We start from the raw sequence: 24,260 nt of genomic DNA, 5'->3' as shown, positions 1-24,260 counted from the left end.
ATCCCCGTGGCGGTCCGCGTGCTCCCCCCCCCCACGCCCCACACCCGCCTGTTCGGCAGCCGGGGCGTGGGTCGGGCGCGGTCAGGCGCGCGCGAGCGTCCCCGCGAAGGCGGTCCATGACTCGGGCGCGAGGCGCACGCGCGTGGTGCCGGCGCCGGACGGCGTGGCCGCGGCCGCGACGTCGACGGCGGACCAGCACGCCTCGGCGACCTTGGCGGCGTGCTCGGGGCCCTCGACGGCGGGCTCGTGGTCGGCGACCATCTGCCAGCCCTCGGCGAGCCCGAGCGCGGCGCCGACGTGCGCCAGCTCGACCTCGACCACGCGGTCCGACCGGTTGGTGAGGAACAGGCCCAGCGCACCGTCGTCGTCCACCGTCGCGGCGGCGGTGACCTGCGGGGCGGCGCCGTGGCGGGCCGTGTCGTACGACGGGGCCTCGACGCGGACGTCGAGGGCGGTGCCGCGCGCCAGGCGCGACGTCGTCGCGAACGGGTGGAACGTGGGCTGGCGCCACGCTTCGCCGCCGGGGGCGGTCATGATCGGCGCGATGACGTTGACGAGCTGCGCGAGGCACGCCACCGGCACGCGGTCGGCGTGGTTGAGCAGGGTGACCAGCAGGTCGCCGACGACGACGGCGTCGAGGCCGGAGTAGACGTCCTCGATGATGCGCGGGGCGTCGCGCTGGATCGGCAGGTTGGCCTCGCCCGGGAAGCGGGTCTCGAGGTACCAGACGTTCCACTCGTCGAAGCTGATGGTGATCTTCTTGTCGCTGCGGCGCTCGGCGCCGACGGCGTCGGCGGAGGCGACGACGCGGTCGATGAAGCGGTCCATCGCGGTGCCCGAGGCGAGGAACGAGGCGCGGTCGCCGCCGACCTCCTCGTAGTAGGCGTGCATGGAGACGTGGTCGACCAGGTCGTAGGTGTACGACAGGACGGTGCGCTCCCACTCGCCGAACGTGGGCATCTGCATGGACGACGACCCGCACACGACCAGCGAGATCGACGGGTCGACGAGCTTCATGGCCTTGCCGGCCTCGGCGGCGAGCTTGCCGTACTCGTGCGCGTCCTTGTGGCCGATCTGCCAGGGGCCGTCCATCTCGTTGCCGAGGCACCAGAGCCGCACGCCGTAGGGCTCGGCGCGGCCGTTGGCGATGCGCAGGTCGGCCCAGCGGGTGCCGGCCTCGCCGTTGCAGTACTCGACCAGCGCGGCCGCGGCGTCGACGCCGCGGGTGCCGAGGTTGACGGCCATCATCGGCTCGACCCCCTCGCGCTCGGCCCACTGCAGGAACTCGTCGGTGCCGACGAGGTTCGGCTCGACGGTGCGCCAGGCGAGGTCGAGGAACGGCTTGCGCTGCTCCACGGGGCCGACGGCGTCCTCCCACACGTAGTTGGACACGAAGTTGCCGCCGGGGTAGCGCACCATCCCCGCGCCCAGCTCGTGGATCAGGTCACCGACGTCGCGGCGGAAGCCGTGCTCGTCGGCGGTGGGGTGGCCCGGCTCGTAGATGCCGGTGTAGACCGCGCGGCCGAGGTGCTCGACGAACGAGCCGAAGAGGCGGCGGTCCACGGTGCCGCGGCGGAAGTCGGGGTGCAGGGTGACCCGGGCGCGGGGGGAGGTGCTCGGGTCGGTGCGGGGATCGGGCATGGGTCTCTCACGTTCCTCGTCGAAGTGTCGGTGACGCGTGTACAACGATGTAGAGTCAACCACGGTCGCCAGGGACGGCACCAGTGGGCCGGGACGTTCTGGCCCGACGACTCGAAGGAGATTCGGCATGCACCACGTCGGGCCGGTGGGCGGCACGCTGCCCTCGGCGACCACCCGGCCGCTGCCCGCGGACGCGGTGCGGCTGGCGCCCACGGGGCACCTCGGCGCCTGGCAGGAGCGCAACGCCGCCGCGACGGTCCCGCACTGCCTCGACGCCCTGGAGACCTCCGGCGCGCTCGACAACCTGCGCCGACTCCTGGACCCGGCCGACCCGGAGCGCCACGACGGGCCGTACCGCGGCTTCGCCTTCGCCGACTCGGACGTGCACAAGACGCTCGAGGCGGTCGCGTGGGAGTCCGCGCGGGCGGGCGAGCCCCGGCACGAGGACGTCGTGCGGCGCGTCGTCGACCTGCTGCGCCGGGCGCAGGCACCGTCGGGCTACCTCGACTCGCACGTGCTCGGGTCCGACGGCTCCGCGGGGGCCGCGCCGTCGGCCGTCCCGTACGCCGACCTGCGCTGGGGCCACGAGCTGTACGTGCTGGGGCACCTGGTGCAGGCGGGCGTCGCCCGCGCACGCGCCACCGGCGAGGACGACCTGCTCGACCTCGCGATGTCCTGGGCGGACGACGTCGTCGCACGCCTCGCGGCCGGGAAGGACCTGGTCTGCGGCCACCCCGAGGTCGAGTCGGCCCTGGTGGAGCTGTACCGCGAGACGGGCGACCCGGCCTACCTCGACGCCGCGCGCCGCATGGTCGGCCTGCGCGGCCACGGCCGCCTGGGCTCCGGCCCGTTCGAGCCCGCCTATCACCAGGACGCCACGCCCGTGCTCGACGCCGACGAGGTCGCCGGGCACGCGGTGCGCCAGCTCTACCTGCTGGCCGGCGTGACCGACCTGTACCTCGAGACCGGCGAGCGTGGCCTGCTCGACGCCGCCGCCCGCCTCTGGGACGACGCGCACACCCGGCGCACCTACGTCACCGGCGGCATGGGCTCGCGCCACAAGGACGAGTCCTTCGGCGACCCGTACGAGCTGCCGCCCGACCGCGCGTACGCCGAGTCGTGCGCGGGCGTCGCGAGCGTGCTGTGGGACTGGCGGATGCTGCTGGCGACGGGGGAGTCGCGGTACGCCGACTCGCTTGAGCACGCGCTGTACAACGTGGTCGCGGCCGCGGCGTCCACCGACGGCACGGCGTTCTTCTACTCGAACCCGCTGCAGGTGCGCGACGGCCACGACGGCGCGGACGAGTACCAGGCCTCCGGCCGGCGCGGCTGGTTCGCGTGCGCGTGCTGCCCGCCCAACCTGGCCCGCCTGGTCGCGACGCTGCACACGATGGTCGCCACCACCGGCGGCGACGGCGCCGTCGTCGTGCACCTGTACGCCGACGCGGACCTCGTCGTGCCCGGGTCGAGCGTCCCGCTGCGGCTGCGCACCGGGTACCCGTGGGACGGCGACGTGCGGCTGGAGGCCGACGCCCCGTCGCCGGTGCCCCTGGCGCTGCGCCTGCCCGGCTGGGCGGACACGGCTGGCACCCGCCTGGAGGTGGACGGCACGCCGGTCGACGTCGCGGCGGCCCGGGACGCGCGCGGGTACCTGCGGGTGGCGGCGGGCGCGCGCCGGGTGCGGCTCGTGCTGCCGATGGAGCCCCGGGCCCTGCGCGCGCACCCGCGCGTGGACGCGGTGCGCGGCTGCGTCGCGCTCGCCCGCGGCCCCGTCGTGCACTGCCTGGAGCAGGTGGACCACCCCGGCGTCGCCCTCGACGACGTCGAGCTCGACCTCGACGCGGGCGTCCGGGTCGGCCCGGCCGACGCCGCGCTCGGCGTGGGCGCGACGCTCCTCGCCGACGGCGTCGCCCGACGGTCGGCGGGCCTCCCGCTGTACGCGACCGCGCCCGACGCCGCGCCCGACGAAGCGATGGCCGTGGCCGTGCGGGCGGTGCCCTACGCTGTGTGGGGCAATCGAGGAGAGGGCCCGATGCGCGTCTGGATCCCGGTCGCGGAGGCCCCGCGGTCCGACGGCCGACGACGGTCGGGGAGGTGAGCGGCATGCGCGTGACCATGCACGACGTGGCCCAGCGCGCGGGCGTGTCGATCAAGACGGTGTCGAACGTCGTCAACGGCTACCCGCACATCCGGCCCGCGACGCGCGAACGGGTCGAGGAGGCCATCGAGGCCCTCGGCTACCGCCTCAACACCACGGCCCGGAACCTGCGCACGCAGCGCACGGACATGATCACGCTGGCGGTGCCGGAGCTGCGGCTGCCGTACTTCGCGGAGCTCGCGGACTCGGTGATCCGCGCCGCGGAGGAGCAGGGCCTCACCGTGCTCATCGAGCAGACCGGCTCCGTGCGCGACCGGGAGATCGAGCTGCTCGACGGCCGCCGCCGGCACCTCACGGACGGGGTGATCTTCTCCCCGCTGGCGCTCGGCCAGGACGACGTCGACCTCTTCACCGTGGACTTCCCCCTCGTGGTGCTGGGCGAGCGCGTGTTCGACGCCGCCGCCGACCACGTGACCATGAACAACGTGGCAGCGGCCCGCGCCGCCACCTTGCACCTCGCGTCCCTCGGGCGGCGCCGCATCGCCGTCGTGGGCGCGCACGAGGGCGAGCTCGTCGGCTCGGCGGCGCTGCGCACCGAGGGCTACCGGCAGGGGCTCGCGGCCGCGGGCCTGCCCTACGACCCGGCGCTCGTGAGCGAGGCGGGGCTGTGGCACCGGTCCACCGGCTCGGAGGCGATGGGCCGCCTGCTCGACTCGGGCGTGGAGATCGACGCGGTCTTCGCGCTCAACGACGCGATGGCGCTGGGCGCCCTGCACGCGCTGCACGCCCGGCGCGTCGACGTGCCCGGCGCCGTCGCCCTCGTGGGCTTCGACGACGTCGACGACGTGCGCTACTCGGTGCCCACGATCAGCTCGGTGGACCCGGGTCGCGAGCAGATCGCCCGCACCGCGGTGGACCTGCTCGTCGAGCGGATCGCTGGCGGCGGCGACCGGCCGTTCCGCCGCGTGATCCCCGACTCCCGCGTGGTGGGCCGCGAGTCCACCGGCGACGCCCGCGACGGCGAGGAGAAGGTGGTCGCGGTGCAGCCCGGCGGCAACGAGGAGCTCGCGACGGCGGTCAGCGCGTCGGCGTGAGCTCCCGCGGCACCTCCCGGGGTGCCGGCATGTCCCGCAGGCCGCGCAGGGGGCTGCGGAGCGCGCACAGGCACGCGGCGCAGTGCACGGCGGCCATGAGCAGCACGGTCTCGCGGACGCCGATCAGCTCCCCGAGTGCGCCCGCGGCCAGGCCGGCGAGCGGCATCGTGCCGAAGTTGACGAACTGGCTGGTGGTCACGACCCGGCCCATGAGCGGCGCCGGCACGTAGCGCTGCCGCCAGGCGCCGCGCAGCACGTTGCCCGCCACGACCGCGAGGCCGACCAGGAACAGCCCGGCCACCGTCCAGGCCACCCGCGCGCCGTCGCCGCCGAGGCCGACGAGCAGCGCGGGCGGGCCGCCGGCGACGAGCAGCAGCACCGTCGCGCGGGCGCTGCCGAGGCGCCGGCTGAGCCGCGTCGCGACGGCGGCGCCGAGCAGGCCGCCGCAGGCGCCGACGGTCATGACGACGCCCAGTGCGGAGGGGCCGAGGCCGACGGTCTGCACCAGGAACAGGACGAGCAGCGCGGTGTACCCGGTGAGCCCGAAGTTGGACACCCCGCCCACGACGACGAACCAGCGCAGGTAGCGGTCGGAGGCCACGAACGCCACGCCCTCGCGGATGCGGACCCGCAGCGGCGCCGAGGGGAGCCGCTCGGGCTGGCGCACCGGCCGGGTGCGCCAGAGGCAGAGCGCGGAGACGACGAAGCTCGCGGCGTCGAGGGCGAGCCCCGCGGCCGCGCCGAACGCCTGGGCCATCGCGCCGCCGACGCCGGGGCCGGCCACCTGCATGCCCGACTCGGTGCCGAGCAGCCGCGCGTTCGCCGCTTCGAGCTGGTCGTCGGGGACCACCTGGGGAAGGAAGACGACGTACGCGGTGCGGAAGAACACCGTGCTCACGCCGGCGGTGAGCGCGGCCCCGACCAGGTGCGGCAGGGTCAGCGCGTCGAGCGCGGCCGCCGCGGGGACGCTACCGATCGCGACGGCGGCGACCAGGTCGGCCACGATCATCACGGCCCGGGCCGGGAGCCGGTCGACCCACGCGCCCGCCGGCAGCCCCACGACCAGCCACGGCAGCCACGCCGCCGCGGTGAGCAGGCCGACGACCGCGGCCCCGGCGTCGAGCTCGAGCACGGCGACGAGCGGGAGCAGCACCGACGTCGTCGCGTTGCCCAGCACGCTGACGCCCTCGCCGACCCAGAGGCGGCGGAAGCCCGCGTTGCGGGTGAGCGGGACGGCCGGCGGCGCGGCCGCCCTCCCCGGGGCGGCGGTCATGGCTGGGCCGGGAACCCGCGGCCGAAGACGAGCACGGGCTCGCGCTCGACGTCGTCGTCCGGGCGCGGGCGCTCCGCCCAGCGCACGAGGACGGCGGTGATCTCGTCGCCGAGCTCGGCGAGCTCGGCGGGCGACAGGTGCAGCCACGTCTCGGTGGAGAACGCGGCCCGGTCCCACTCGGGGACGGACTCGGCGTTCGCGACCCAGCCGCGCACCCGGTCGACCTGGCGCTGGAGGTTGAGGGCCTCGGCGGCCTGCGCGGCGGTGACGGCGGCGGTGTCCTCGGCGAAGTCCTGGCGCGACCAGCGCAGGCGCGGCGCGACGAGGCGCCACCAGCGCTCGCGCCGGTTCCGGGCGAGCTCCGGCGCCTCGGCCACCAGGCCGGCCTCGTGCAGCACCTTGAGGTGGTGGCTGGCGCTGCCGACGGCCTGGCCGGTGCGGCGGGCCAGCGCGGACGCGGTGGAGGGCCCGTCGACCTTGAGCGCGTCCATCAGGCGGGCCCGGTAGGGGTTGGCGAGGGCGGCGAGGGCCTTCGCCTCGGTGACGGTGCGCACCGGGGCGGGCGGCTCCGGCGCGTCGTCGGGGCGCGGGTCCTCGGGTGGTGTCAGTGGCTGCGTCATCCCGCCACCGTAGACCGACAAGAGATGTTGTACAAGAGTTCTTGTGACCCGATGGGAGAGCTGGCGTCACCGTCCGGTCGAGGCGCCTCCCGTGACCTGCGCGTCGATCCGGTCGAGCCGGTCGGCCGCGAGACGGCCCGTCGCCCACAGCCAGAAGCCGGGGGCGGCGAGCACGGCGAGCAGCGGCAGCGCCCAGCCGACGACGACCGTCACGGCCGCCACCACCAGCACCGCGAGGGATGTCGCGGGGCCGAGCAGGGGGAGGAGCAGCAGGAGCCGCCAGGTCTCCACCGCGCCCCGCGCGTAGCGCGCGACGACCACCGGCCAGCACGCCAGCACGACGACCGCCCACGCCCCGACGACGAGCAGCCCGGCCCGCAGCACGGCACGGCCCGGGCCGCCGGTCAGCCCGCCGCCGTCGAGCACACCCAGCGCGGCGGCGTCGCACCACAGCAGCGCGGCCACCACCCAGAGCGGTGCGAACAGCGCGTTGGTGCGGCCGAACCCGTCGCGCCACGTGCGCCAGAAGGTGCGCCACGGCGTGGGCTCGGCCGTCATCCGCCGCGCGACGACGCCGCCCGCGCGCAGGGCCGGGCCAAGCCCGAGCAGCACGCCGCCGGCGAGCGTCCCCAGCACCACCATGACGGTGACCTCGACGAGCAGCGTCGCCCAGCGCAGCGCGAGCATGACGCCGCCCGCCCAGCCCGGCACCTCGGCGTCCGCCACGGCTCCGGCGACGGTGCCGGTCGCCGTGCCGGTCGCGTCCTGGCGGGGCTCGGCGGCGGTCACGGGAGCCTCGTCGCGAGGGTGACGCGGCCGGCGTCGTCCAGGGCCTCGAGGCAGAGCGTCGCGCGGTCGCGCACGGCGTCCCACCCGGGGTGCACGACGGCGGACACGGCCGCGCCGTCCGCGGCGGTCCACGCGAAGCGGCCGCCGCCGAGGGCCCTGACGTCGGCGCGCTGGTCGTGCGGCCAGGCGAGCGGGCCGGTGACGGCGTCCTGCACGCGCGTCGGGTCGGCGCCGGGGGTGAGCTGCTCCCACGTGCCGTCGAGCACCGTGGCGTGGACCGGCCAGAGCGCGGGGTCGTCCACCTCGCGGCGGACGCCGGCCCACGGCTGCGGGGAGACGAGCGGCCACCCGTCGTGCGTCCACACGAGCCGCCGCAGCTGGAGCCGGTGCTCGGTGGGCGCGTCGGCGTCGCGCACGTGGTGCACCAGCAGCTGGCGCCCGAGCGAGCCGTCGCCCGCGGCGGGCACGCGCTCGGTGAGCACCGACGCGTGGCCCGGCGCGAGGATGCCCGGGCCGCCGGCGTGCCGGTGCCCGGCGAGCACCGGCACCCCGACCGACCACGGGTCGGCGTCGACGTCGGTCATGAGGTGCCCGGCGCGGTCGCGGAAGGGGCCCGCGACGGAGTCGCCGACGGCCGCGCGCAGGTGGTAGCTGTCCGCGAGGGAGTCGTAGGAGACGAGCAGCGCCCAGCCGCCGCCCGGGCGGGGGAGCACGAACGCCCCCTCGACCGCGCCGTCGGCCGCCCGCGCCCGGCGGGCCAGCAGGCGGCCCGGCGCGGCGTGCAGCGCCCCCGGCGCGGGGGCGAGGCCGTCGGCGACGAGGCCGGTGGCGGGGTCGAGCGGCAACGCGTGGATCCCGCCGAAGAAGGACCCGTACACCAGCCACTGCGTTCCGTCGGGCTCCGTCACCACGTTCGCGTCGATCGCGTTGGGGTGCCCGAGGCCGACCGGCGGCTCCACGTGCTCGCTCGCCACGACGATCCCGCGGTCCGTCCACGGGCCGGCGGGGTGCGGCGCGTCGGCCAGGCCGATCGCCGAGCGCCGGGACCCGAACGTGGACGCCGAGTAGTACATGCGCCACAGCGGTCCCGCCGCCGTCTCGACGCGCACCACCTCGGGCGCCCAGAGCCCCTGGGCGCCGGACCAGTCGGCCGCCGGCCCGGGCACGCCCGGCAGGGCCCAGCCGTGCAGCTCCCACGACACGAGGTCCGCCGAGCGCCGCACCTGCACGCCGCCGCGCACGGGGCCGTCCGAGCGGGCGTCGGTGGAGAACAGCCAGTAGGTGCCGTCGTCGTCCCGCACGGCGGTGGGATCGTGCACGTGCCGCCCGCCCCAGGTCGAGGTGTCGGTCATGTCAGCCCTTCGTGCCGGTCAGGGCGACGGACTCGATGATCTGCCGCTGGAAGACGAGGAAGACCACGAGGATGGGCAGCACCGCGACCACGGACGCCGCCATGATCAGCGGGTAGTCGCGCTGCGTCGCGTACTGGACGTTCATGGTGGCGATGACCACCTGGAGCGTCTGCCGCTCCGGGGTGTTCAGGTACAGGATCGGCGCCAGGTAGTCGTTCCAGACCGCCATGAACCAGAGGATGAACTGGGCGGCGACGGCCGGCCGGATGATCGGCATGATCATGCGCCAGAAGATCTGCCAGTAGGAGGCGCCGTCGATCTTCGCGGCCTCGACGAGCGAGTCCGGCACGCTCGCCAGGTACTGGCGCAGGAAGAAGATCATCACGATGTTGCCGAAGATCGCGGGGACGATGAGCGGCCACAGGGTGTCCACCCAGCCGATCTTCGAGAACATCACGAACTGCGGGATCATGATCGTCGGGAACGGGATCATGATGCCCGTGAGCAGGCCGATGAAGATCGCGTTCTTGAACGGCATGCGCATCTTGGCGAGCGCGAACGCCGCCAGGGAGCAGGTGAACGTGCCGATCACCGTGACGCTGAGCGACACGACGAGGCTGTTCCTGATGCCGTCGAGCACGTACGAGTCGGTCCACATCCGCACGTAGGTGTCCCACTGGGGCACCTGGGGGATCCACACCGGCGGCAGCGCGAAGACCTCGAGCTTGGTCTTCAGGGACGTGGAGAGCATCCACACCAGCGGGGCGATCATGAAGACCGCGCCCGCTGCGAGGACGACCCACACGACCGTGTCGGTGAGGCGCGAGCGCGTGCGGCGGCCCAGGCGCGGGCCGCCGGCGGCCTCCCCGGCGGGCGGGGGGACGGGAGTCGTGGCGGGGGTCGTGGTGGTCATGGTGTCTCCCTGGCCTCAGTCGACGACGAAGCCGGCGTTGCGCTTGTTCAGCCGGAACTGGATGAGCGTGATGACGAGGATGAGGAGCCCCAGCACCACCGACATCGCGGTGGCGTAGCCCATCTGCTGGTACCGGAACGCCTGCAGCCAGATGTGGTAGACGACGGACGCCGTCGAGTACTCCGGGCCGCCGGTGGGGGTCATGATCTGGATCTCGATGAAGATCATGGCGCCGCCGATGACCTGCGTGACCACGAGGAAGAAGGTCACCGGCTGCACCATCGGGAGCGTGATGGAGCGGAACTTCTGCCAGCCGCCCGCGCCGTCGAGCTCGGCCGCCTCGTAGAGCGACCGGGGCACGGACTGGATCGCCGCCAGGTACAGCAGCATCGAGTACCCGAGGCCCTTCCAGACGGCCATCATGATGATCGCGGGCATGGCCCACAGCGGGTCGGCCAGCCAGTTAGGGCCCTGGATGCCGAACAGCTCCAGGAACTGGTTCACCAGCCCGAAGTCGCCGTTGTAGGCCCACTGCCACAGGATCGCGACGGCCGCGATCGACGAGATCACGGGCACGTAGTAGATGGTGCGGAACGCCGTGCGGCCGATGATCTTGCGGTTCATCATCACGGCCAGCGCGAGCGAGAGCGCCAGCCCGATCGGGATGCCGATCATGTAGAAGAACGTGTTGAACAGCGTCTGGTGGAACCGCTCGTCGCGCAGCAGGGCGACGTAGTTGTCCAGCCCGATGAACGTCATCGGGCCGAGCCCGTTCCACCGCGTCAGCGACGCGTACAGCGCGAACCCGGTGGGATAGAGGATGAAGAGCAGGTAGCCGAGGACGGGCGCGGCGACGAACAGCAGCGCCCACCTCTTCTCGGCGCGGTGGAGCCGCGAGCTCCCGCCGCTCCGGGCGGGCGCGGTCGCCGGGTCCGGCGCCGCGGGGCGGGTGCCGGCCGCGGCCGGCGTGGCGGTGGACGTCACGGCGCGGTGCCGGCGGCGGCGGCCTGCGCGGCCTGGTCGTTCGACTGGTCCAGCAGCTCCTGCATGCGCGGCTGCACCTCGGCGAGGTAGTCCGCGGCCGTCTGCTTGCCGTCGAGGACGGGCTGGATCCCCACCCACAGCTCGTCGTACCACTCGGCGCCGTAGGTGAACGACGCCGGCATCTCGCGGCCGTAGTCCTCGGCGATGTCGAGGAACTCCTGGCGGTTCTTCGGCTTGAGCGTGTCGTCCTCGTCGACCTCGGCCGCCCACTGCTCGGCGGTGTCGATCCGGTTCGGGATCTGCACGCTGGCGTCGACCAGGGTCTGCTGCGCGGACTCGTCCGTGGAGAGGTAGGTCGCCAGCTTCACGGCGTCCTCGGGCAGCTTCGTGGTGCTGGAGACGCCGATGCCGAGCGAGCCGACCCAGGTCGCCGTCTCGCCGGTCTTGCCGACGGGCCAGGGCATGAGGTCGTACTCGAAGTCGAGGTCGTTGTAGACGCTCATGTCCCACGGGCCGACGGGGAAGAAGCCGATCTCCCCGGCCATGAAGCGCTGGTAGGTGTCGAGGGTCTGCGCCTGCTCGGGATTGGGGGTGACGCCCTCGGTGGTGAGGTCGGCGATGAACTGGATCGCCTCGGCGAACTCGGGGCTGTCGACCGTGACCTTCGTGTGGTCCTCGTTGGTCCAGTCGCCGCCGTTGCTCCACACGAAGGACTGCGAGTTCCACTGCACGTTGAGGCCGGTGCCCCACTGGTCGGTCTCGCCGTCGCCGTCGGTGTCCTGGGTGACCTTCTGGCAGATCTTGAGCCACTCGTCCCAGGTCAGGGGCTTGTCCGGGTCCGGCCGGTCGATGCCGGCCTTCTTCAGCATGTCGGCGTTGTAGCCGAACGCGAACGGGCCGATGTCCTTGGGCAGGCCGTAGAGCTTGCCGTCGGGGGTGCCCTGCGTGGTGCCGTCGAAGCGGTAGGAGTCGACGCCGTAGGGCCAGATGTTGTCGAGGTCGACGCCCTGCTCGGCCACCTGGTCCGTGATGTCCATGAGCACGCCGGAGCCGACGTAGGACTGGAGGCTGGCCTGCTCGATGTAGAAGACGTCCGGGACCTTGTTCCCCGCGACCGCGGCCTGGAGCTTCTGCGCGTACTGGTCGGCCGAGGTGACGATCATCTTCACCTTCACGCCGGTGTCCTCGGTGAAGCGGTCGATGGCCTCCTGGTAGGCCTTCTTCTCGTCGTCGCCGCCGCGGAACATGAACGTGAGCGTGCCGTCGTCGGAGCCGCCGCTCCCGCTGCCGGAGCTGCAGGCGGTGACGGTGCCGGCGGCCACCACGGCTGTGACGATGCCGGCGATCAGGCGTGACTTCCTCATCACGGGGTCCTCTCGGAGATCCGGTCCGCGGCCGGAGCGGCGTCGCTCCGGGCGGTTTACATCGATGAAGAGCCATCGACGGCGCCCAATCTGGCATGGGCCGCTCGCCGCGGTCAAGTGGCCCGGGTCACGGCTCTGCAACGATGGACAGGCGTGTGCCCGGTCGCCGCCCGGCCGCCGCCGCGCGCCGTCGCGCCGTTGACCGGGCGCCGCGCCGCAGGGCAGGATGGCGCCCTCTACAACGATGTACGAGCGCCGGGGGCGCCATGAGGGGGAGCGATGCCGCACGACCCGACCACGCCGGCCGCCGATCGGGCCGCCGACAGGGCCGCCGACAGGGCCGCCGACAGGGCCGCCGACCGCGCCGTGCTGACCCGCCCGCCCATGGGCTGGAACTCCTGGGACGGTTACGGCACCACGGTGACCGAGGACGAGGTGCTCGCCAACGCGCGCTTCCTGGCCGGCCACGACGGCGGGGCGATGGCCCGCGCGGGCTGGGACACCGTCGTCGTCGACATCCAGTGGTACGAGCCGACCGCGCGGCCCGGCGGGTACAACGCCGCCGCGCCCGTGCTCTTCGACGAGCGCGGGTTCCTGCAGCCCGTGGTCGCGCGCTTCCCGTCGGCGGCCGGCGGCCAGGGCTTCGCCCCGCTCGCCGCCGCCGTGCACGACCTCGGCCTGCGGTTCGGCATCCACCTCATGCGCGGCATCGCCCGCCGGGTCGTCGAGGCCGATCTGCCCGTGCTCGGCACGCCGTACCGCACCGGCGAGATCGCCGACGCCACCAGCACCTGCCCGTGGAACTCCGACTGCTACGGCCTGCGGGTCGACCACCCCGGCGCACAGGCCTGGCTGGACGCGATGATCGACCACGTCGTCGGCTGGGGCGTCGACTTCCTCAAGGTCGACGACATGTTGGCGCCGTACCACGCGGGCGCCGTCGAGGCGCTGTCGCTCGCCGTCCGCCGTGCCGAGCTGAACCACGGTCGGCGCGTCGTCGTGTCCCTGTCGCCCGGCACCGACCTCTCCCTTGCGCACCTGGAGCACCTGCGCGAGCACGCCGACATGTGGCGCGTCTCCGACGACCTGTGGGACCGCTGGCCCGACGTCGAGGCGCAGCTCGGCCGCATGGCCCGCTGGGCGCCGCACTCCGGGCCGGCCGGCTGGGCCGACGCCGACATGCTGCCGCTCGGGCGCATCGGCCTGCGGGCAGAGCGCGGCGCCCCGCGCGACTCGCTGCTCACCGTCGACGAGCGGCGCACGATGCTCAGCCTGTGGTGCCTGGCCCGCTCGCCGCTGTTCGTGGGAGGCGACCTGCCCACCTCCGACGCCGCCACCGTCGCGGACCTCGTCCACCCCGGCGTCCTCGAGGTCGCGCACCGGTCCTCCGGCGGGCGCGAGCTGCTACGCGAGGGCCCCGCGGGCGGCGAGACGGTCGTCTGGGGCGCCGCCACGGGCGACGGCGCGGACGCCACGCGCTGGGTCGGGCTGTTCAGCACCGCGGACGAGCCGAGCCGCGTGCGCGTGCTCGCCGCGGCCGCGGGCCTGCCCGGGCGCCCCGGCGCCGTCGTCGACGTGTGGTCCGGCGAGCGGGTGGCGCTCGGCGCCCCGGGCCCCGGGACCGGCGGCGACAGCGTGCTCGACGTCGACATCCCTGCGCACGGCGTGCGGCTGCTGCGCCTCGACCGCTCGACCGCCTGACCTGGGGCTACGACACCTGCCCTGCCGAGGTAGTCCGCATCCCCGCGAGGTAGTGGACTGGACCACTACCTCGCGGGGAATCGGACTACCTCGGCAGGTTGGGGACACCCTCTGGGCACCACGGCGGCGGGCGGAGGGGATCGGCTAGGATCGCGAGAGTCGCGACTGGCGTACAGGTGGATCACCACCGGGGAGCGACGCGCTGTGCAGACGACGGGTCGTTCGCCTGGGCCCGGTCGCCGATTGACACGATGCCCCGGCACCATGTCCGACATCGTCCGACCGCCGTCCGACACACGCAGGAGAACGCCTGATGAGCACTCCCGACCCCACGTTCAACGCGCCCCTGGCCGAGCTCGACCCCGAGATCGCGGCCGTCCTCGAGGGGGAGCTGGCCCGCCAGCGCGACACCCTCGAGATGATCGCGAGCGAGAACTTCGTCCCGCGCGCCGTCCTGCAGGCGCAGGGCAGCGTGCTGACCAACAAGTACGCCGAGGGTTACCCGGGTCGCCGGTACTACGGCGGCTGCGAGCAGGTCGACATCGCGGAGAACCTCGCGATCGCCCGCGCCAAGGACCTGTTCGGGGCCGAGGCCGCCAACGTGCAGCCGCACTCCGGCGCGCAGGCCAACGCGGCCGTGCTGCACGCCCTCATCAACGCGGGCGACAAGATCCTCGGCCTCGAGCTGGCCCACGGCGGCCACCTCACGCACGGCATGAAGATCAACTTCTCCGGCAAGCTCTACGACGTCGGCGCCTACGGCGTGGACCCGCAGTCGTACCGGATCGAGATGGACGAGGTGCGCAAGCGCGCCCTCGAGCACCGCCCGGACGTCATCATCGCCGGCTGGTCCGCGTACCCGCGCCAGCTCGACTTCGCCGCGTTCCGCGAGGTCGCGGACGAGGTCGGCGCCAAGCTCTGGGTGGACATGGCGCACTTCGCCGGCCTCGTGGCCGCGGGCCTGCACCCGAGCCCCGTGCCGCACGCCGACGTCGTCTCCTCCACGGTGCACAAGACCATCGGCGGCCCCCGCTCCGGCTTCATCCTGAGCAAGGAGGAGCACGCCAAGAAGATCAACTCGGCCGTGTTCCCGGGCCAGCAGGGCGGCCCGCTCATGCACGTGATCGCGGCCAAGGCCGTGGCGTTCAAGGTCGCCGGCACGGACGCGTTCAAGGACCGTCAGGAGCGCACCCTGCGCGGCGCGCGGATCATCGCCGAGCGCCTGTCCCAGGCGGATGTCGCGGAGCAGGGCGTGTCCGTCCTCACCGGCGGCACCGACGTGCACCTGGTGCTCGTGGACCTGCGCCACTCCTCGCTCGACGGCCAGCAGGCGGAGGACCTCCTGCACGACGCCGGCATCACCGTGAACCGCAACGCCGTGCCGTTCGACCCGCGCCCCCCGCGCGTCACCTCCGGCCTGCGGATCGGCACCCCGGCGCTCGCCACCCGCGGGTTCGGCGACGCCGAGTTCACCGAGGTCGCGGACATCATCGCGGTCGCGCTGCGCGACGGCGCCTCCGCCGACGTCGACGCCCTCGCGGCCCGCGTCGCGAAGCTCACCGCCGACTTCCCGCTCTACCCCGGGCTGCAGCAGTGACGGCCCGCCTGCTGCCCGGCAAGCCGGTCGCGGACGCGGTCTTCGCGGACCTCGCACCGCGGATCGACGCGCTGGTCGCGGCGGGGCACCGCCCCGGCCTCGGCACGATCCTCGTCGGGGACGACTCGGCGAGCGCCGGGTACATCCGGATGAAGATGGACAAGGCGACCGAGCTCGGCTTCACCTCGCCGCACATCCACCTCCCGCAGGACGCCACCCAGGCGGACGTCCTGGCCGCGGTGCGCGAGATGAACGACGCCGACGACGTCGACTCCGTCCTCATCCAGAACCCGACGCCCCCGCAGATCGACTTCGACGCGGCCATGCTCGCGCTGGACCCGGACAAGGACGTCGACGGCCTGCACCCCGTGAACATGGGGCGCCTCGCGCTGGGCATGCCCGGTCCGGTGCCGGCGACGCCGGCGGGGATCGAGGCGATCCTGGCGCACTACGAGATCCCGGTCGCCGGGCGGGAGGTCTGCATCCTCGGCCGCGGCACGACGCTCGGGCGGCCCCTGGCCCTGCTGCTCTCGCAGAAGCGCCCGACGGCGAACGCGGCGGTCACCGTCGTCCACACCGGGGTGCCCGACTGGCCGGAGTACACGAAGCGCGCCGACATCGTGATCGCGGCCGCGGGCGTCCCGGGCATCCTGCAGCCCGAGCACCTGACGCCGGGAGTCACCGTGGTCGGCGGCGGGGTCCGGTACGAGGGTCGCAAGCTGCTGCCGGACGTGGACGAGTCCTGCGCCGAGGTCGCCGGGGCGATCACGCCCCGCGTCGGCGGCGTGGGCCCCACCACGATCGCCATGCTGTTCCGCAACGCGGTGGAGGCCGCGGAGCGCGCCGCGCGGAAGTAGGGTCCGCCCGACCCCGGCACGCGCCTCGCGAGCACCGACCGGGCCCGTCGTCCCCCTCGGGGGCGACGGGCCCGGTCGTGTCCGCCATGATGTGCCCATGATCGCGAAGAGCCAGCGTGGGTGGTCGGGCGAGCCGGGCGAGCTGCTGCGGGTCCGGGAGGGGTTCCGCCTCGCGGACGTCGACCCGGACTCGAAGCCGGGGTACGACGGGAAGAAGAAGGACGGCGCGGCCGACCTGCACGCCGGCGAGGCGGAGCTCGACGAGCTGCAGGAGCGCCTGTACGCCCAGAGCCGCGAGGACCCGTCCGCGCCGGCCGTGCTCCTCGTGCTGCAGGCGATGGACTCGGCGGGCAAGGGCGGCATCGTGCGCCACGTCATCGGCGCCACCGACCCGCAGGGCGTCCACCTGGTCGCGTTCAAGAAGCCGACGCCGCAGGAGCTGTCCCACGACTTCCTGTGGCGGGTGGCGCGGGAGGTGCCGCCGGCGGGCTTCATCGGCGTCTTCGACCGCTCGCACTACGAGGACGTCCTCATCGGCCGGGTACGCGAGCTCGCCCCGCCCGAGGAGATCGAGCGGCGCTACGGCGCGATCAACGCGTTCGAGGCCGAGCTGGTGGCGCGCGGCACCCGCATCGTCAAGGTGATGCTGCACATCTCGCCCGAGGAGCAGAAGGCGCGGCTCGGCGAGCGGCTCGAGCGCCCCGACAAGCACTGGAAGTACAACCCGGGCGACGTCGACGAGCGGCTGCTGTGGCCGGCGTACATGGACGCCTTCCAGACCGTCTTCGAGCGCACGTCCACCGAGCACGCGCCCTGGTACGTCGTGCCGGCGAACGCCAAGTGGTACGCGCGCCTCGCCGTCCAGGCGCTGCTCCTGGACGCCCTGGAGGACATCGACCCGCAGTGGCCCGCCGCGACCTTCGACGTCGAGCACGAGAAGGCGCGCCTCGCGGCGTCGTGACCGTCAGGTCGCGGGCGCGGGATCCTGCTCGACGTCGTCGGGCAGGTTGGCGTCGAGGGGCTCGCGGTCCGTCTTGGTCCAGGTGCGCCGCCCCAGCAGCTCGCGCACGAGCGAGACGGTGACCACCGGCCACAGCAGCCAGGTGTAGAGCATGTACGGGAAGAGGCCGAACACCGCGCGCAGCAACGGGTGCCGCCCCGGCTCGTTGGTCATGAGCAGGGACAGGAAGCTCGGCACCAGGGCGATGGTCGCGAAGAACACCAGCGACGGCCACCAGCCGGAGACGAACGGGACGTCGCCGAACAACCAGAACACCAGCGACAGCACCAGGCCGAGGCCCATGAGCAGCTGCAGCAGCGGCATGAGCAGGTAGGCGAGGTGGTCGACGCGCGCCCCGACCGACACCGGCGCCCGCAGCGCACCGCGCAGCAGGCTGAACGCCTGCCAGTTCCCCTGCGCCCAGCGCACGCGCTGCTTGAACAGCCGGCGCATGCTCGTGACGCCCTGCTGGTCGACGGTGGTCAGGACCGTCTGGCGACCGCGCCACCCGGCGCGGATCAGCCGCACGCCGATGTCCTGGTCCTCGGTGAGGCGGTCGCGCCAGGGACCGCGCTCGACCCCCGGGGGCAGGTTCTCCGTCGTGACGACGTCGTCCAGCGCGGCGAGCCGCACGTACTGTCCGTTGCCGCCCATGTTCGCCGTGCCCCACGCGGACCGGCCGAGCTGGTACACGTACGCCATGACGCCGAACTCCACGTCCTGGCCCCACGTGAGGTAGTGCCGGCGGTTGTAGATCCGGACCAGCGCCTGCACGCCGCCCACCCGCTCGTCCGTGAACGTCCCGGCCAGGGCGTGGGGCGCGTCGGCGGGGATGCGCCCGTCGGCGTCCACGACGCCGACGACGACGCGCGTCGTCGGCCATCCGGCGTACCGGCCGGTGAGGACCTCGTCGTGGATGAACTCCCACGCGTTGTCGAGCCCCGCGGACTTGCCCACGCGGGCGTTCGGCAGCTCGCGGCGCAGCACCTGGAGCTCGGGAACCTCGGCCCGCAGCCGGGCGAGCACCTCCGGCGTGCCGTCGTCGGACCCGTCGTCGACGACGACGATCGCCTTGTGCGTCGCCTCGACGGCGACGAGGCGGCTGACGCTGTCGGCGATCGTCACCTCCTCGTTGAGCGCCGGAACGACGAAGACCCACAAGTAGTCCTCCTCGCGCGCGGCCTCGACCGCCTTGCGCTGGCGCCGGCGCTCGAACCACGCGCGCACGACGAGCCACACGATCACGCAGAACGTGACCAGCGTCAGGGCCAGCAGGAACCACATCAGCACCTGCACGCCCACGGGCATGCCGCGGTACGGGTCCCACCAGGGGGCGCTCGCCGCCACCGTCGCGGCGGACGCGACGCCGCTCACTCGGTCACCGGGGACCGACCGGCCTCGGACAGGTCGGCGTCGTAGGGGTCGACGGTGGACTTCGGGGCGATGACGACGCCCTCGAGGTCCTGGGGCACGCGGTCGACGGGCGCCGGCTCGCGCACGAACTCGGGGCCGTCCACCGCGTCGGTGCGGTGGAAACCGGCCCACTCGAGCACCTGGGCGCGGACGAAGCCGGGGCCGGACGTGCGGGGCACGGGGGTGTTGAAGACGAGGTGCTCCAGGGCGTCGACGATGCGCCCCGAGGCGTGCCCGTCGCCGTACGGGTTGGGCTGGTCGGAGAACGCGGCGTGCGCGGCGGGGTCGGTCAGGACGCGGGTGGCGGCCGCGACGATCGTGTCCGCGTCGGTGCCGACCAGCTCGAGCGTGCCCGCCTCCACGCCCTCGGTGCGCTCCGTGGTCGTGCGGGCCACCAGCACCGGGACGCCGAAGGTGGGCGCCTCCTCCTGGATGCCGCCCGAGTCGGTGATCACCACGGTGGACCGGGCGAGCAGGCGCGCGAACGTGTGGTACTCCATCGGCTGCGTCAGGGTGACGGCGGCGACGTCGTCGAGCTCGGCGCGCACGGTCTGCGCCACCCGGGGGTTGGGGTGCACCGGGACGACGAACCGGACGTCCGGGTGGGCGTCGGCCAGGCGGTGGACCGCGCGCGCGATGGACGCGATGCCGTCCCCCCAGTTCTCCCGGCGGTGGGCGGTGACGGTGATGACGCGCGACGTCGCGTCGTCCTCGAGCCAGTCGAGCTCGGGCCGCCCGTACGGGACCTCGCGCGCGGCCGCCCACTGGAGCGCGTCGATGCCGGTGTTGCCGGTGACGAAGGTGCGGCCGATGTCGACGCCCTCGCGCACGAGGTTCTGCACGTTCTGCCGGGTCGGGGCCGCGTGGAACGACGCGATCCGACCGATCAGCTGACGGTTGAGCTCCTCGGGGAACGGGGACAGCGTGGTGCCGGTCCGCAGGCCCGCCTCGACGTGCAGCACGGGGATGCGCAGGTGGAACGCCGCGACGGCGGCGGCCGCCGCGCTGGAGGTGTCGCCGTGCACGATGCAGGCCGCGGGGTAGTGGTCCTCGCGGATGCGCCCGGTCATGCGCTCGGGCGGCGGCCCGTACCTGCCGGCGACGAACTCGTCGAGCCCCGCGATCACCGACGACGAGAGCTGGTTGAGCGTCAGCCCGGGACGCCCCACGCCGAGGTCGGCCGCGATCTCGCACCCGGCCTCCTGCAGCACGTAGTCCACGAGCTCCTTGTGCTGCCCGGTCGTGACGACCACCGGGCGCAGCCGCGGGTGGTCCTGCAGGCGCTGGATCAGGGGGAACAACTTGATGGCCTCGGGGCGGGTGCCCAGCACCACCAGGATCTCGGGGCTGACGGGAAGCGGCATGTTCTCTACCTTCGTCGATCGGGTCGCCGGTGGGGTGCACCGACACCGATGAGTTCCGGTTCGCCCGCCGGTCGGGACGTGTGCCGCACCGGCCGCGAGGGACGGTGCCCGTCAGGAGGGAGCGGCCCATGGTGACCGCACGCACGCACCTGTGGTTCGGGAACAACCGCGCGCACGAGGCGGCGGCCTTCTACGCCGAGCACATCCCGGGGTCGTCGGTGGACTCCGTGCTCACCTCGCCCGAGGGCGTCCCGGGGGCCGAGGCCGGCGAACCGTTCGTCGTCGAGTTCACGGTAGCCGGGCTTCCTGTGACCGGGCTGAACGCGGGGCCCGAGTTCACGCTGAACGAGGCGTTCAGCTTCTACCTGCGCGTGGACTCGCAGGAGGAGGTGGACCGGTACTGGGACGTGCTGACGTCCGACGGCGGCGAGCCCGGGCCCTGCGGCTGGTGCAAGGACAAGTTCGGCATCTCCTGGCAGGTGATCCCGAGGCAGCTCGAGGAGCTGTCCGGCGACTACACGACGGAGGCGAACCTGCGCGCCATGAACGCGATGCTGAAGATGGGCAAGATCGACGTCGCCGGGCTGGAGGTGGCCTACCGCGGGGAGTGACGACGGGCACGGTCCTCATGCCGAACGGGACGCGGCGATCCGCTCGGCGCGCTCCGTCAGGTCGGCGAGGGGGATCGCGAGGACGCGGCAGACACGCACGAGCTCGGGAAACGTGAACGGCACGTGGCCGTTCAACCGTCGCGACAGGCTGTTGAGCCCGATGTCCGCCTCGGTCGACAGCTCTGCCTGGGTTCGCCCGGCGTGAGCGGTCGCCGCCTTGACGGCCTGCCCGATCGCCACGGCATGAGTGTCTGAGCGGAACGTGGGGGTCGTGCCTGGAACGCTGGAAGTCATGGGGCCCTCGTCGGTCGAGCGTCGATGACGGATCTGGTGTGCAGAGCCAGGGCGCGGTGACGGTGCGCACCGTCACCGCGCCCGTCTGCGGCCGGGGTTGGTGGGCTAGTGGTTCGGGCCGGTGTCCTCCGGGGCGGACGAGCTCCGGCCAGGCCTGCCGGCGAACGCACCTTCGGGAACCCACGCTCCGGCGACCACGAGAGCGAGGAACACGGCCGTGGCGGCATCGGTCCCTCGGGACGCCGTGGCGAGGAGCGCGGGAACGGCGACGGCGGCGGAGAGCAGGTACCAGTACCAGCGCCGCGCGGCGCGCGCGTAGGCCATCAGGAATGCCGAGAGCAGTCCTCCGAGGACGGCCAGGATCACGTGGTCGCTCCGTTCACTTGCAGTAGCCGCCGGAGTAGGTGTGGGGCCACCAGGTAAAGGTGCTGGGTGGCCACCCGTAGACGACGATCTTCACGCACTTGCCCTGCGCCGCGGCGGACTTCGCCTGCCGCCGGACGAGGTAGGACGCGGTGGCGATGATCGCGCCGGCGGGGAACGGGAGCCACGCCGCGAGCAGCCCCGCGGTCGCGCCGTCCCGGAGCGTGCGGGTCTCCTTCTTGGAGAACCGGATCGTGGTGGTCCCGAAGCCACGCTCCACGCGGGGGTCGGCGACGACCGGGTAGGTGGTCTCGGTGTCGGGGCGGACGGTCTGGACGAGCGAGTCGCCCACGACCGTGTAGTGGGTGTCGACCGGCCGGCCGTTCGCGTCTGCGGCCCACGGGCGGTCGATCGTGCCCCGGGAGATGGCGCCACCTCCGTCGAGCGGGGCGAGGAGCTCGATCGTGCCGTCGCCGTTCGGGGACAGCACGATGTCGTCGCCGAACGTGTAGGTGAACTCGTGCGGCCCCTCGGGGCTGGACGTGATCGTCTGCACGCGGGCGGAGCCGTCGTCGAGGCTCTGCACGGCGACGTCGGCCCCTCCGTCGTGCGACCGGAACACGACGGTGCCGTCGTCCGCCACGGCGCCGTCGCGGAGCGCGAGGTTCTCGGGCAGGTTCACCTCGAGCCGGGGGACCGCGGCGTCGCGGCTCTCGAGGACGATCGGCGCGCCACCGTCGAGCGGGACCGTCGTGGTCCCCGCAGCGCTCGAGGCCCGCGCGACGCCGCCCCGGGCCTCGACGTCGACCACGTGGCGGTCGCCGGGGGCGACCTTGGCGACGAGCGCGGCTGTCGCGTCGGGCGTGTCGTCGACCCCCGGTGGGTCTTCCGCGGCGGCCGCCGTGGTTCCGAGCCCGAGCAACGCCAGCGTGAGCGTGCCGGCAACGGCGGCGCGAGGAGAGGTGTGCAGTTTCATCGGGACCTTTCGTCGTCCTGGTCTGGGTGTGTCGGTCGTCGGGTGGTGGGCGGTCGCGCGGCACCGTCACCCGGCGCTCGCTGTCTCGAGCGATCGGTCATGGCACGACACGGCGCTCGTCCGGCCGTGTGCCACGCCAGAAACGCTAGAGGTCAGATATGACCATCGTCAATGGTTGGGCATGTCATATCTGGTGCATTTGAACCACGCGAGGTAGGTTTCCGGTCATGGGTGATACGCGCTACTCGGAGGCGGACTTCCTGCACGCCCTCGGCAACGAGGTCCGGGCCTGGCGGACGAAGCGGGGCTGGACCCGCGTGGATCTCGCCGGGCGCGTCGACATCTCCGTCTCCACCCTCGGGCGCATCGAACGGTCGAGCGGGACCGGCTCGGCGACGGTCGCCGACGTCTGGCGGATCGCCCGCATGCTCGGGCTCGAGCTCACCGACCTCGTGCGCCGCGCCGAGGAGGCCGCCTCGCTCGCCGCCGCCGACGGACCGCCCACCGCCCTGGGCGCCGTCGGCAACCTGCGCGCCGTCGCGCACCACGACGAGACGTCGATCTTCGACGAGCAGGGGCAGAGGGGCGACTGACCGGTGAAGGCGTTGCCGGAGCTGATCGAGCTGGCCGACCGGCGCGGGCTGGCCGTCGTGTGGGACAGGGCGCTCGGGGAGCATCTCCGTGGGCTCCTCCTCGTCGACGACGGCGTCATCGTCCTCAACGCCTGGCTCGACGAGGCGCAACAGCGGTCCACGCTCGCCCACGAGCTCGGGCACGCCTGGTACGGCCACCGCCCGACCGGCGACGAGCACGGGGACGCCCGGGACGAGCGGCAGGCCGACGAGTACGCGGCACGCCTGCTCGTCGACCCCGACGCCTACGCCGCCGCGGAGAGGGCGGTGGGGACCCACGCGGGCGCGCTCGCGGTCGAGCTCGGGGTCACCGCGGGGGTCGTCGCGACCTGGCAGCGGCTGGCCCGTCGGACGACCATGGCGAGGTGACGACACGGACCGCCCGCGTCGTCGGTAGGACGTGCGAGGATCGGGGCCGCCGTCCCCGTCACCCTCCGGGAGAGATCTTCTTGCTGACCGTCGCCACCGCCAACGTCAACGGCATCCGTGCCGCCTTCCGCCGCAACATGGACGCCTGGATCGCCGCCCGCACCCCCGACGTCCTGCTGCTGCAGGAGGTGCGCGCCCCCGACGAGCTGGTCCACGAGTACCTCGACGGCTGGCACGTGGCGCACCTGCCGAGCGAGATCAAGGGGCGCGCAGGCGTCGCGGTCGCGTCCCGCCTGCCCCTGCACGCCGTGCGGACGGGCCTCGCCGCGCACGGGCCCGACGGCGAGCCCGAACCGCCCGTCGACACCGGCCGCTGGGTCGAGGCCGACGTCGAGCTGCCCGGCGGTGGCCTGCTCACCGCTGTCTCCGCCTACCTGCACTCCGGGTCCACCAGCCCGGGACAGGAGCACACGATGGTCGCCAAGTACGCGCACCTGGACAAGGTCACCGCGCGCCTCGCCGAGCTCGCCGGGGCCGAGCACCCCGCCGTGGTCGCCGGCGACCTCAACATCGCCCACCGCAACGTCGACATCGCGAACTGGAAGGGCAACCTCAAGAACGCCGGCTTCCTGCCGCAGGAGCGGGCCTACGTCGACCGCTGGACGACCGAGCTCGGCTGGGCCGACCTCGGTCGGGAGCACGGCGGCGAGGGCCCCGGCCCGTTCACCTGGTGGTCGTGGCGCGGGCAGTCGTACGTCAACGACCGCGGCTGGCGCATCGACTACCAGCTCGCGAACCCGGCGCTCGCGGCCCGCGCCGTCAAGGTGGAGGTCGACCGCGCCCCCACCTACGAGGAGCGCTGGTCCGACCACGCCGCCGTCGTCGCCACCTACGACCTGTAGCACGGTTGTGGGTGGGCTTTTGGCCCTGTTTCGGTCCGAAACAGGGCCAAAAG

23 protein-coding genes and 1 riboswitch are annotated in these 24,260 nt (G+C 73.6%); of the genes, 10 read left to right on the top strand and 13 right to left on the bottom strand.

Annotated features, from left to right (window positions below; all coding sequences use genetic code 11):
- Positions 1 to 81: 81 nt before the first annotated feature.
- Positions 82 to 1,641: an alpha-N-arabinofuranosidase gene (locus tag ACFWDO_RS16145; RefSeq protein WP_380321297.1), complete on the bottom strand. Its 1,560-nt coding sequence runs from the start codon at positions 1,639 to 1,641 to the stop codon at positions 82 to 84.
- 127 nt (positions 1,642 to 1,768) lie between these two features.
- On the opposite strand from ACFWDO_RS16145, the gene ACFWDO_RS16140 reads away from it, so the two are divergent.
- Both ACFWDO_RS16140 and ACFWDO_RS16135 read left to right on the top strand, forming a co-directional pair.
- Positions 1,769 to 3,739, top strand: coding sequence for a glycoside hydrolase family 127 protein (locus ACFWDO_RS16140; RefSeq protein WP_380321294.1), 1,971 nt, complete (start codon positions 1,769 to 1,771; stop codon positions 3,737 to 3,739).
- A 5-nt stretch (positions 3,740 to 3,744) separates the two neighbouring features.
- A complete protein-coding gene (locus tag ACFWDO_RS16135; RefSeq protein ID WP_380321291.1) occupies positions 3,745 to 4,833 on the top strand; it encodes a LacI family DNA-binding transcriptional regulator in 1,089 nt (362 codons plus the stop codon).
- On the opposite strand, the gene ACFWDO_RS16130 is transcribed toward ACFWDO_RS16135, so the two are convergent.
- The 7 genes from ACFWDO_RS16130 to ACFWDO_RS16100 all read right to left on the bottom strand — a co-directional run bounded on the left by ACFWDO_RS16130 (position 4,817) and on the right by ACFWDO_RS16100 (position 12,128).
- Complete coding sequence (locus ACFWDO_RS16130; protein WP_380321288.1) at positions 4,817 to 6,106, bottom strand: MFS transporter; 1,290 nt, start codon at positions 6,104 to 6,106, stop codon at positions 4,817 to 4,819. The two genes, ACFWDO_RS16135 and ACFWDO_RS16130, sit on opposite strands and share 17 nt — an antisense overlap.
- A complete protein-coding gene (locus ACFWDO_RS16125; RefSeq protein WP_380321285.1) occupies positions 6,103 to 6,726 on the bottom strand; it encodes an ArsR/SmtB family transcription factor in 624 nt (207 codons plus the stop codon). Before ACFWDO_RS16125 ends, ACFWDO_RS16130 begins: the two co-directional genes overlap by 4 nt.
- Before the next feature lie 66 nt (positions 6,727 to 6,792).
- Complete coding sequence (locus ACFWDO_RS16120; RefSeq protein ID WP_380321282.1) at positions 6,793 to 7,515, bottom strand: DUF624 domain-containing protein; 723 nt, start codon at positions 7,513 to 7,515, stop codon at positions 6,793 to 6,795.
- Positions 7,512 to 8,867, bottom strand: a complete 1,356-nt coding sequence (locus ACFWDO_RS16115) for an arabinan endo-1,5-alpha-L-arabinosidase (protein WP_380321280.1) — start codon at positions 8,865 to 8,867, stop codon at positions 7,512 to 7,514. Before ACFWDO_RS16115 ends, ACFWDO_RS16120 begins: the two co-directional genes overlap by 4 nt.
- 1 nt (position 8,868) lies before the next feature.
- On the bottom strand, positions 8,869 to 9,780 hold the full coding sequence (locus ACFWDO_RS16110; protein ID WP_380321278.1) for a carbohydrate ABC transporter permease: 912 nt from the start codon (positions 9,778 to 9,780) through the stop codon (positions 8,869 to 8,871).
- A 15-nt stretch (positions 9,781 to 9,795) separates the two neighbouring features.
- Positions 9,796 to 10,764 carry a carbohydrate ABC transporter permease gene (locus tag ACFWDO_RS16105; RefSeq protein ID WP_380321275.1) on the bottom strand — a complete coding sequence of 323 codons (969 nt, stop codon included), beginning with the start codon at positions 10,762 to 10,764 and terminating at the stop codon, positions 9,796 to 9,798.
- Complete coding sequence (locus ACFWDO_RS16100; protein ID WP_380321272.1) at positions 10,761 to 12,128, bottom strand: ABC transporter substrate-binding protein; 1,368 nt, start codon at positions 12,126 to 12,128, stop codon at positions 10,761 to 10,763. The genes ACFWDO_RS16105 and ACFWDO_RS16100 overlap by 4 nt, the downstream gene beginning before the upstream one ends.
- A gap of 279 nt (positions 12,129 to 12,407) precedes the next feature.
- On the opposite strand from ACFWDO_RS16100, the gene ACFWDO_RS16095 reads away from it, so the two are divergent.
- From ACFWDO_RS16095 to ACFWDO_RS16080, 4 genes are all read left to right on the top strand, one after another.
- Positions 12,408 to 13,829: a glycoside hydrolase family 27 protein gene (locus ACFWDO_RS16095; protein WP_380321269.1), complete on the top strand. Its 1,422-nt coding sequence runs from the start codon at positions 12,408 to 12,410 to the stop codon at positions 13,827 to 13,829.
- Between the two features lie 151 nt (positions 13,830 to 13,980).
- A riboswitch (ZMP/ZTP riboswitch) is annotated at positions 13,981 to 14,068 on the top strand.
- Positions 14,069 to 14,142: 74 nt separating this feature from the next.
- Entirely contained in the window at positions 14,143 to 15,426 is a 1,284-nt protein-coding gene (gene glyA / locus ACFWDO_RS16090) for a serine hydroxymethyltransferase (RefSeq protein ID WP_380321266.1), read from the top strand.
- The gene (locus ACFWDO_RS16085; protein ID WP_380321263.1) at positions 15,423 to 16,283 is read left to right on the top strand and encodes a bifunctional 5,10-methylenetetrahydrofolate dehydrogenase/5,10-methenyltetrahydrofolate cyclohydrolase; all 861 of its coding nucleotides are present in this window, start codon (positions 15,423 to 15,425) and stop codon (positions 16,281 to 16,283) included. Before glyA ends, ACFWDO_RS16085 begins: the two co-directional genes overlap by 4 nt.
- Before the next feature lie 97 nt (positions 16,284 to 16,380).
- Positions 16,381 to 17,244 carry a polyphosphate kinase 2 family protein gene (locus ACFWDO_RS16080; protein WP_380321260.1) on the top strand — a complete coding sequence of 288 codons (864 nt, stop codon included), beginning with the start codon at positions 16,381 to 16,383 and terminating at the stop codon, positions 17,242 to 17,244.
- 3 nt (positions 17,245 to 17,247) lie between these two features.
- On the opposite strand, the gene ACFWDO_RS16075 is transcribed toward ACFWDO_RS16080, so the two are convergent.
- Together ACFWDO_RS16075 and wecB are read right to left on the bottom strand one after the other, a co-directional pair.
- Positions 17,248 to 18,657 (bottom strand): glycosyltransferase family 2 protein, encoded by a 1,410-nt coding sequence (locus ACFWDO_RS16075; RefSeq protein ID WP_380321257.1) that lies wholly within the window; start codon positions 18,655 to 18,657, stop codon positions 17,248 to 17,250.
- Positions 18,654 to 20,060, bottom strand: a complete 1,407-nt coding sequence (gene wecB / locus ACFWDO_RS16070; RefSeq protein ID WP_380321254.1) for a non-hydrolyzing UDP-N-acetylglucosamine 2-epimerase — start codon at positions 20,058 to 20,060, stop codon at positions 18,654 to 18,656. The genes ACFWDO_RS16075 and wecB overlap by 4 nt, the downstream gene beginning before the upstream one ends.
- A 128-nt stretch (positions 20,061 to 20,188) precedes the next feature.
- On the opposite strand from wecB, the gene ACFWDO_RS16065 reads away from it, so the two are divergent.
- A complete protein-coding gene (locus ACFWDO_RS16065) occupies positions 20,189 to 20,671 on the top strand; it encodes a VOC family protein (protein ID WP_380321251.1) in 483 nt (160 codons plus the stop codon).
- Between the two features lie 15 nt (positions 20,672 to 20,686).
- Here ACFWDO_RS16065 and ACFWDO_RS16060 read toward each other — a convergent pair whose 3' ends face one another.
- From ACFWDO_RS16060 to ACFWDO_RS16050, 3 genes are all read right to left on the bottom strand, one after another.
- Positions 20,687 to 20,911, bottom strand: a complete 225-nt coding sequence (locus ACFWDO_RS16060; RefSeq protein WP_380321248.1) for a helix-turn-helix domain-containing protein — start codon at positions 20,909 to 20,911, stop codon at positions 20,687 to 20,689.
- A 159-nt stretch (positions 20,912 to 21,070) separates the two neighbouring features.
- On the bottom strand, positions 21,071 to 21,331 hold the full coding sequence (locus ACFWDO_RS16055) for a hypothetical protein (RefSeq protein WP_380326961.1): 261 nt from the start codon (positions 21,329 to 21,331) through the stop codon (positions 21,071 to 21,073).
- Between the two features lie 13 nt (positions 21,332 to 21,344).
- Positions 21,345 to 22,304, bottom strand: coding sequence for a hypothetical protein (locus tag ACFWDO_RS16050; protein ID WP_380326964.1), 960 nt, complete (start codon positions 22,302 to 22,304; stop codon positions 21,345 to 21,347).
- A 227-nt stretch (positions 22,305 to 22,531) separates the two neighbouring features.
- On the opposite strand from ACFWDO_RS16050, the gene ACFWDO_RS16045 reads away from it, so the two are divergent.
- The 3 genes from ACFWDO_RS16045 to ACFWDO_RS16035 all read left to right on the top strand — a co-directional run bounded on the left by ACFWDO_RS16045 (position 22,532) and on the right by ACFWDO_RS16035 (position 24,207).
- A complete protein-coding gene (locus ACFWDO_RS16045; RefSeq protein WP_380326967.1) occupies positions 22,532 to 22,897 on the top strand; it encodes a helix-turn-helix domain-containing protein in 366 nt (121 codons plus the stop codon).
- Between the two features lie 12 nt (positions 22,898 to 22,909).
- A complete protein-coding gene (locus tag ACFWDO_RS16040) occupies positions 22,910 to 23,305 on the top strand; it encodes an ImmA/IrrE family metallo-endopeptidase (RefSeq protein ID WP_380326970.1) in 396 nt (131 codons plus the stop codon).
- An 80-nt stretch (positions 23,306 to 23,385) separates the two neighbouring features.
- On the top strand, positions 23,386 to 24,207 hold the full coding sequence (locus ACFWDO_RS16035; RefSeq protein ID WP_380347036.1) for an exodeoxyribonuclease III: 822 nt from the start codon (positions 23,386 to 23,388) through the stop codon (positions 24,205 to 24,207).
- The last annotated feature ends 53 nt before the right edge of the window (positions 24,208 to 24,260 follow it).

The sequence above is a fragment of the Isoptericola sp. NPDC060185 genome, from assembly GCF_042728595.1.
GTDB lineage: Bacteria > Actinomycetota > Actinomycetes > Actinomycetales > Cellulomonadaceae > Isoptericola.
Note: the sequence above shows the minus strand (reverse complement) of the source record. Positions and strands in the feature narration are given on the sequence as shown.

What these genes read in the sequence shown, in the direction of transcription:
- ACFWDO_RS16145 (WP_380321297.1), bottom strand. Translation starts at nt 1,641, where the DNA reads ATGCCCGATCCCCGCACCGACCCGAGCACCTCCCCCCGCGCCCGGGTC.
- ACFWDO_RS16140 (WP_380321294.1), top strand. Translation starts at nt 1,769, where the DNA reads ATGCACCACGTCGGGCCGGTGGGCGGCACGCTGCCCTCGGCGACCACC.
- ACFWDO_RS16135 (WP_380321291.1), top strand. Translation starts at nt 3,745, where the DNA reads ATGCGCGTGACCATGCACGACGTGGCCCAGCGCGCGGGCGTGTCGATC.
- ACFWDO_RS16130 (WP_380321288.1), bottom strand. Translation starts at nt 6,106, where the DNA reads ATGACCGCCGCCCCGGGGAGGGCGGCCGCGCCGCCGGCCGTCCCGCTC.
- ACFWDO_RS16125 (WP_380321285.1), bottom strand. Translation starts at nt 6,726, where the DNA reads ATGACGCAGCCACTGACACCACCCGAGGACCCGCGCCCCGACGACGCG.
- ACFWDO_RS16115 (WP_380321280.1), bottom strand. Translation starts at nt 8,867, where the DNA reads ATGACCGACACCTCGACCTGGGGCGGGCGGCACGTGCACGATCCCACC.
- ACFWDO_RS16110 (WP_380321278.1), bottom strand. Translation starts at nt 9,780, where the DNA reads ATGACCACCACGACCCCCGCCACGACTCCCGTCCCCCCGCCCGCCGGG.
- ACFWDO_RS16100 (WP_380321272.1), bottom strand. Translation starts at nt 12,128, where the DNA reads ATGAGGAAGTCACGCCTGATCGCCGGCATCGTCACAGCCGTGGTGGCC.
- ACFWDO_RS16095 (WP_380321269.1), top strand. Translation starts at nt 12,408, where the DNA reads ATGCCGCACGACCCGACCACGCCGGCCGCCGATCGGGCCGCCGACAGG.
- glyA (WP_380321266.1), top strand. Translation starts at nt 14,143, where the DNA reads ATGAGCACTCCCGACCCCACGTTCAACGCGCCCCTGGCCGAGCTCGAC.
- ACFWDO_RS16080 (WP_380321260.1), top strand. Translation starts at nt 16,381, where the DNA reads ATGATCGCGAAGAGCCAGCGTGGGTGGTCGGGCGAGCCGGGCGAGCTG.
- wecB (WP_380321254.1), bottom strand. Translation starts at nt 20,060, where the DNA reads ATGCCGCTTCCCGTCAGCCCCGAGATCCTGGTGGTGCTGGGCACCCGC.
- ACFWDO_RS16065 (WP_380321251.1), top strand. Translation starts at nt 20,189, where the DNA reads ATGGTGACCGCACGCACGCACCTGTGGTTCGGGAACAACCGCGCGCAC.
- ACFWDO_RS16050 (WP_380326964.1), bottom strand. Translation starts at nt 22,304, where the DNA reads ATGAAACTGCACACCTCTCCTCGCGCCGCCGTTGCCGGCACGCTCACG.
- ACFWDO_RS16045 (WP_380326967.1), top strand. Translation starts at nt 22,532, where the DNA reads ATGGGTGATACGCGCTACTCGGAGGCGGACTTCCTGCACGCCCTCGGC.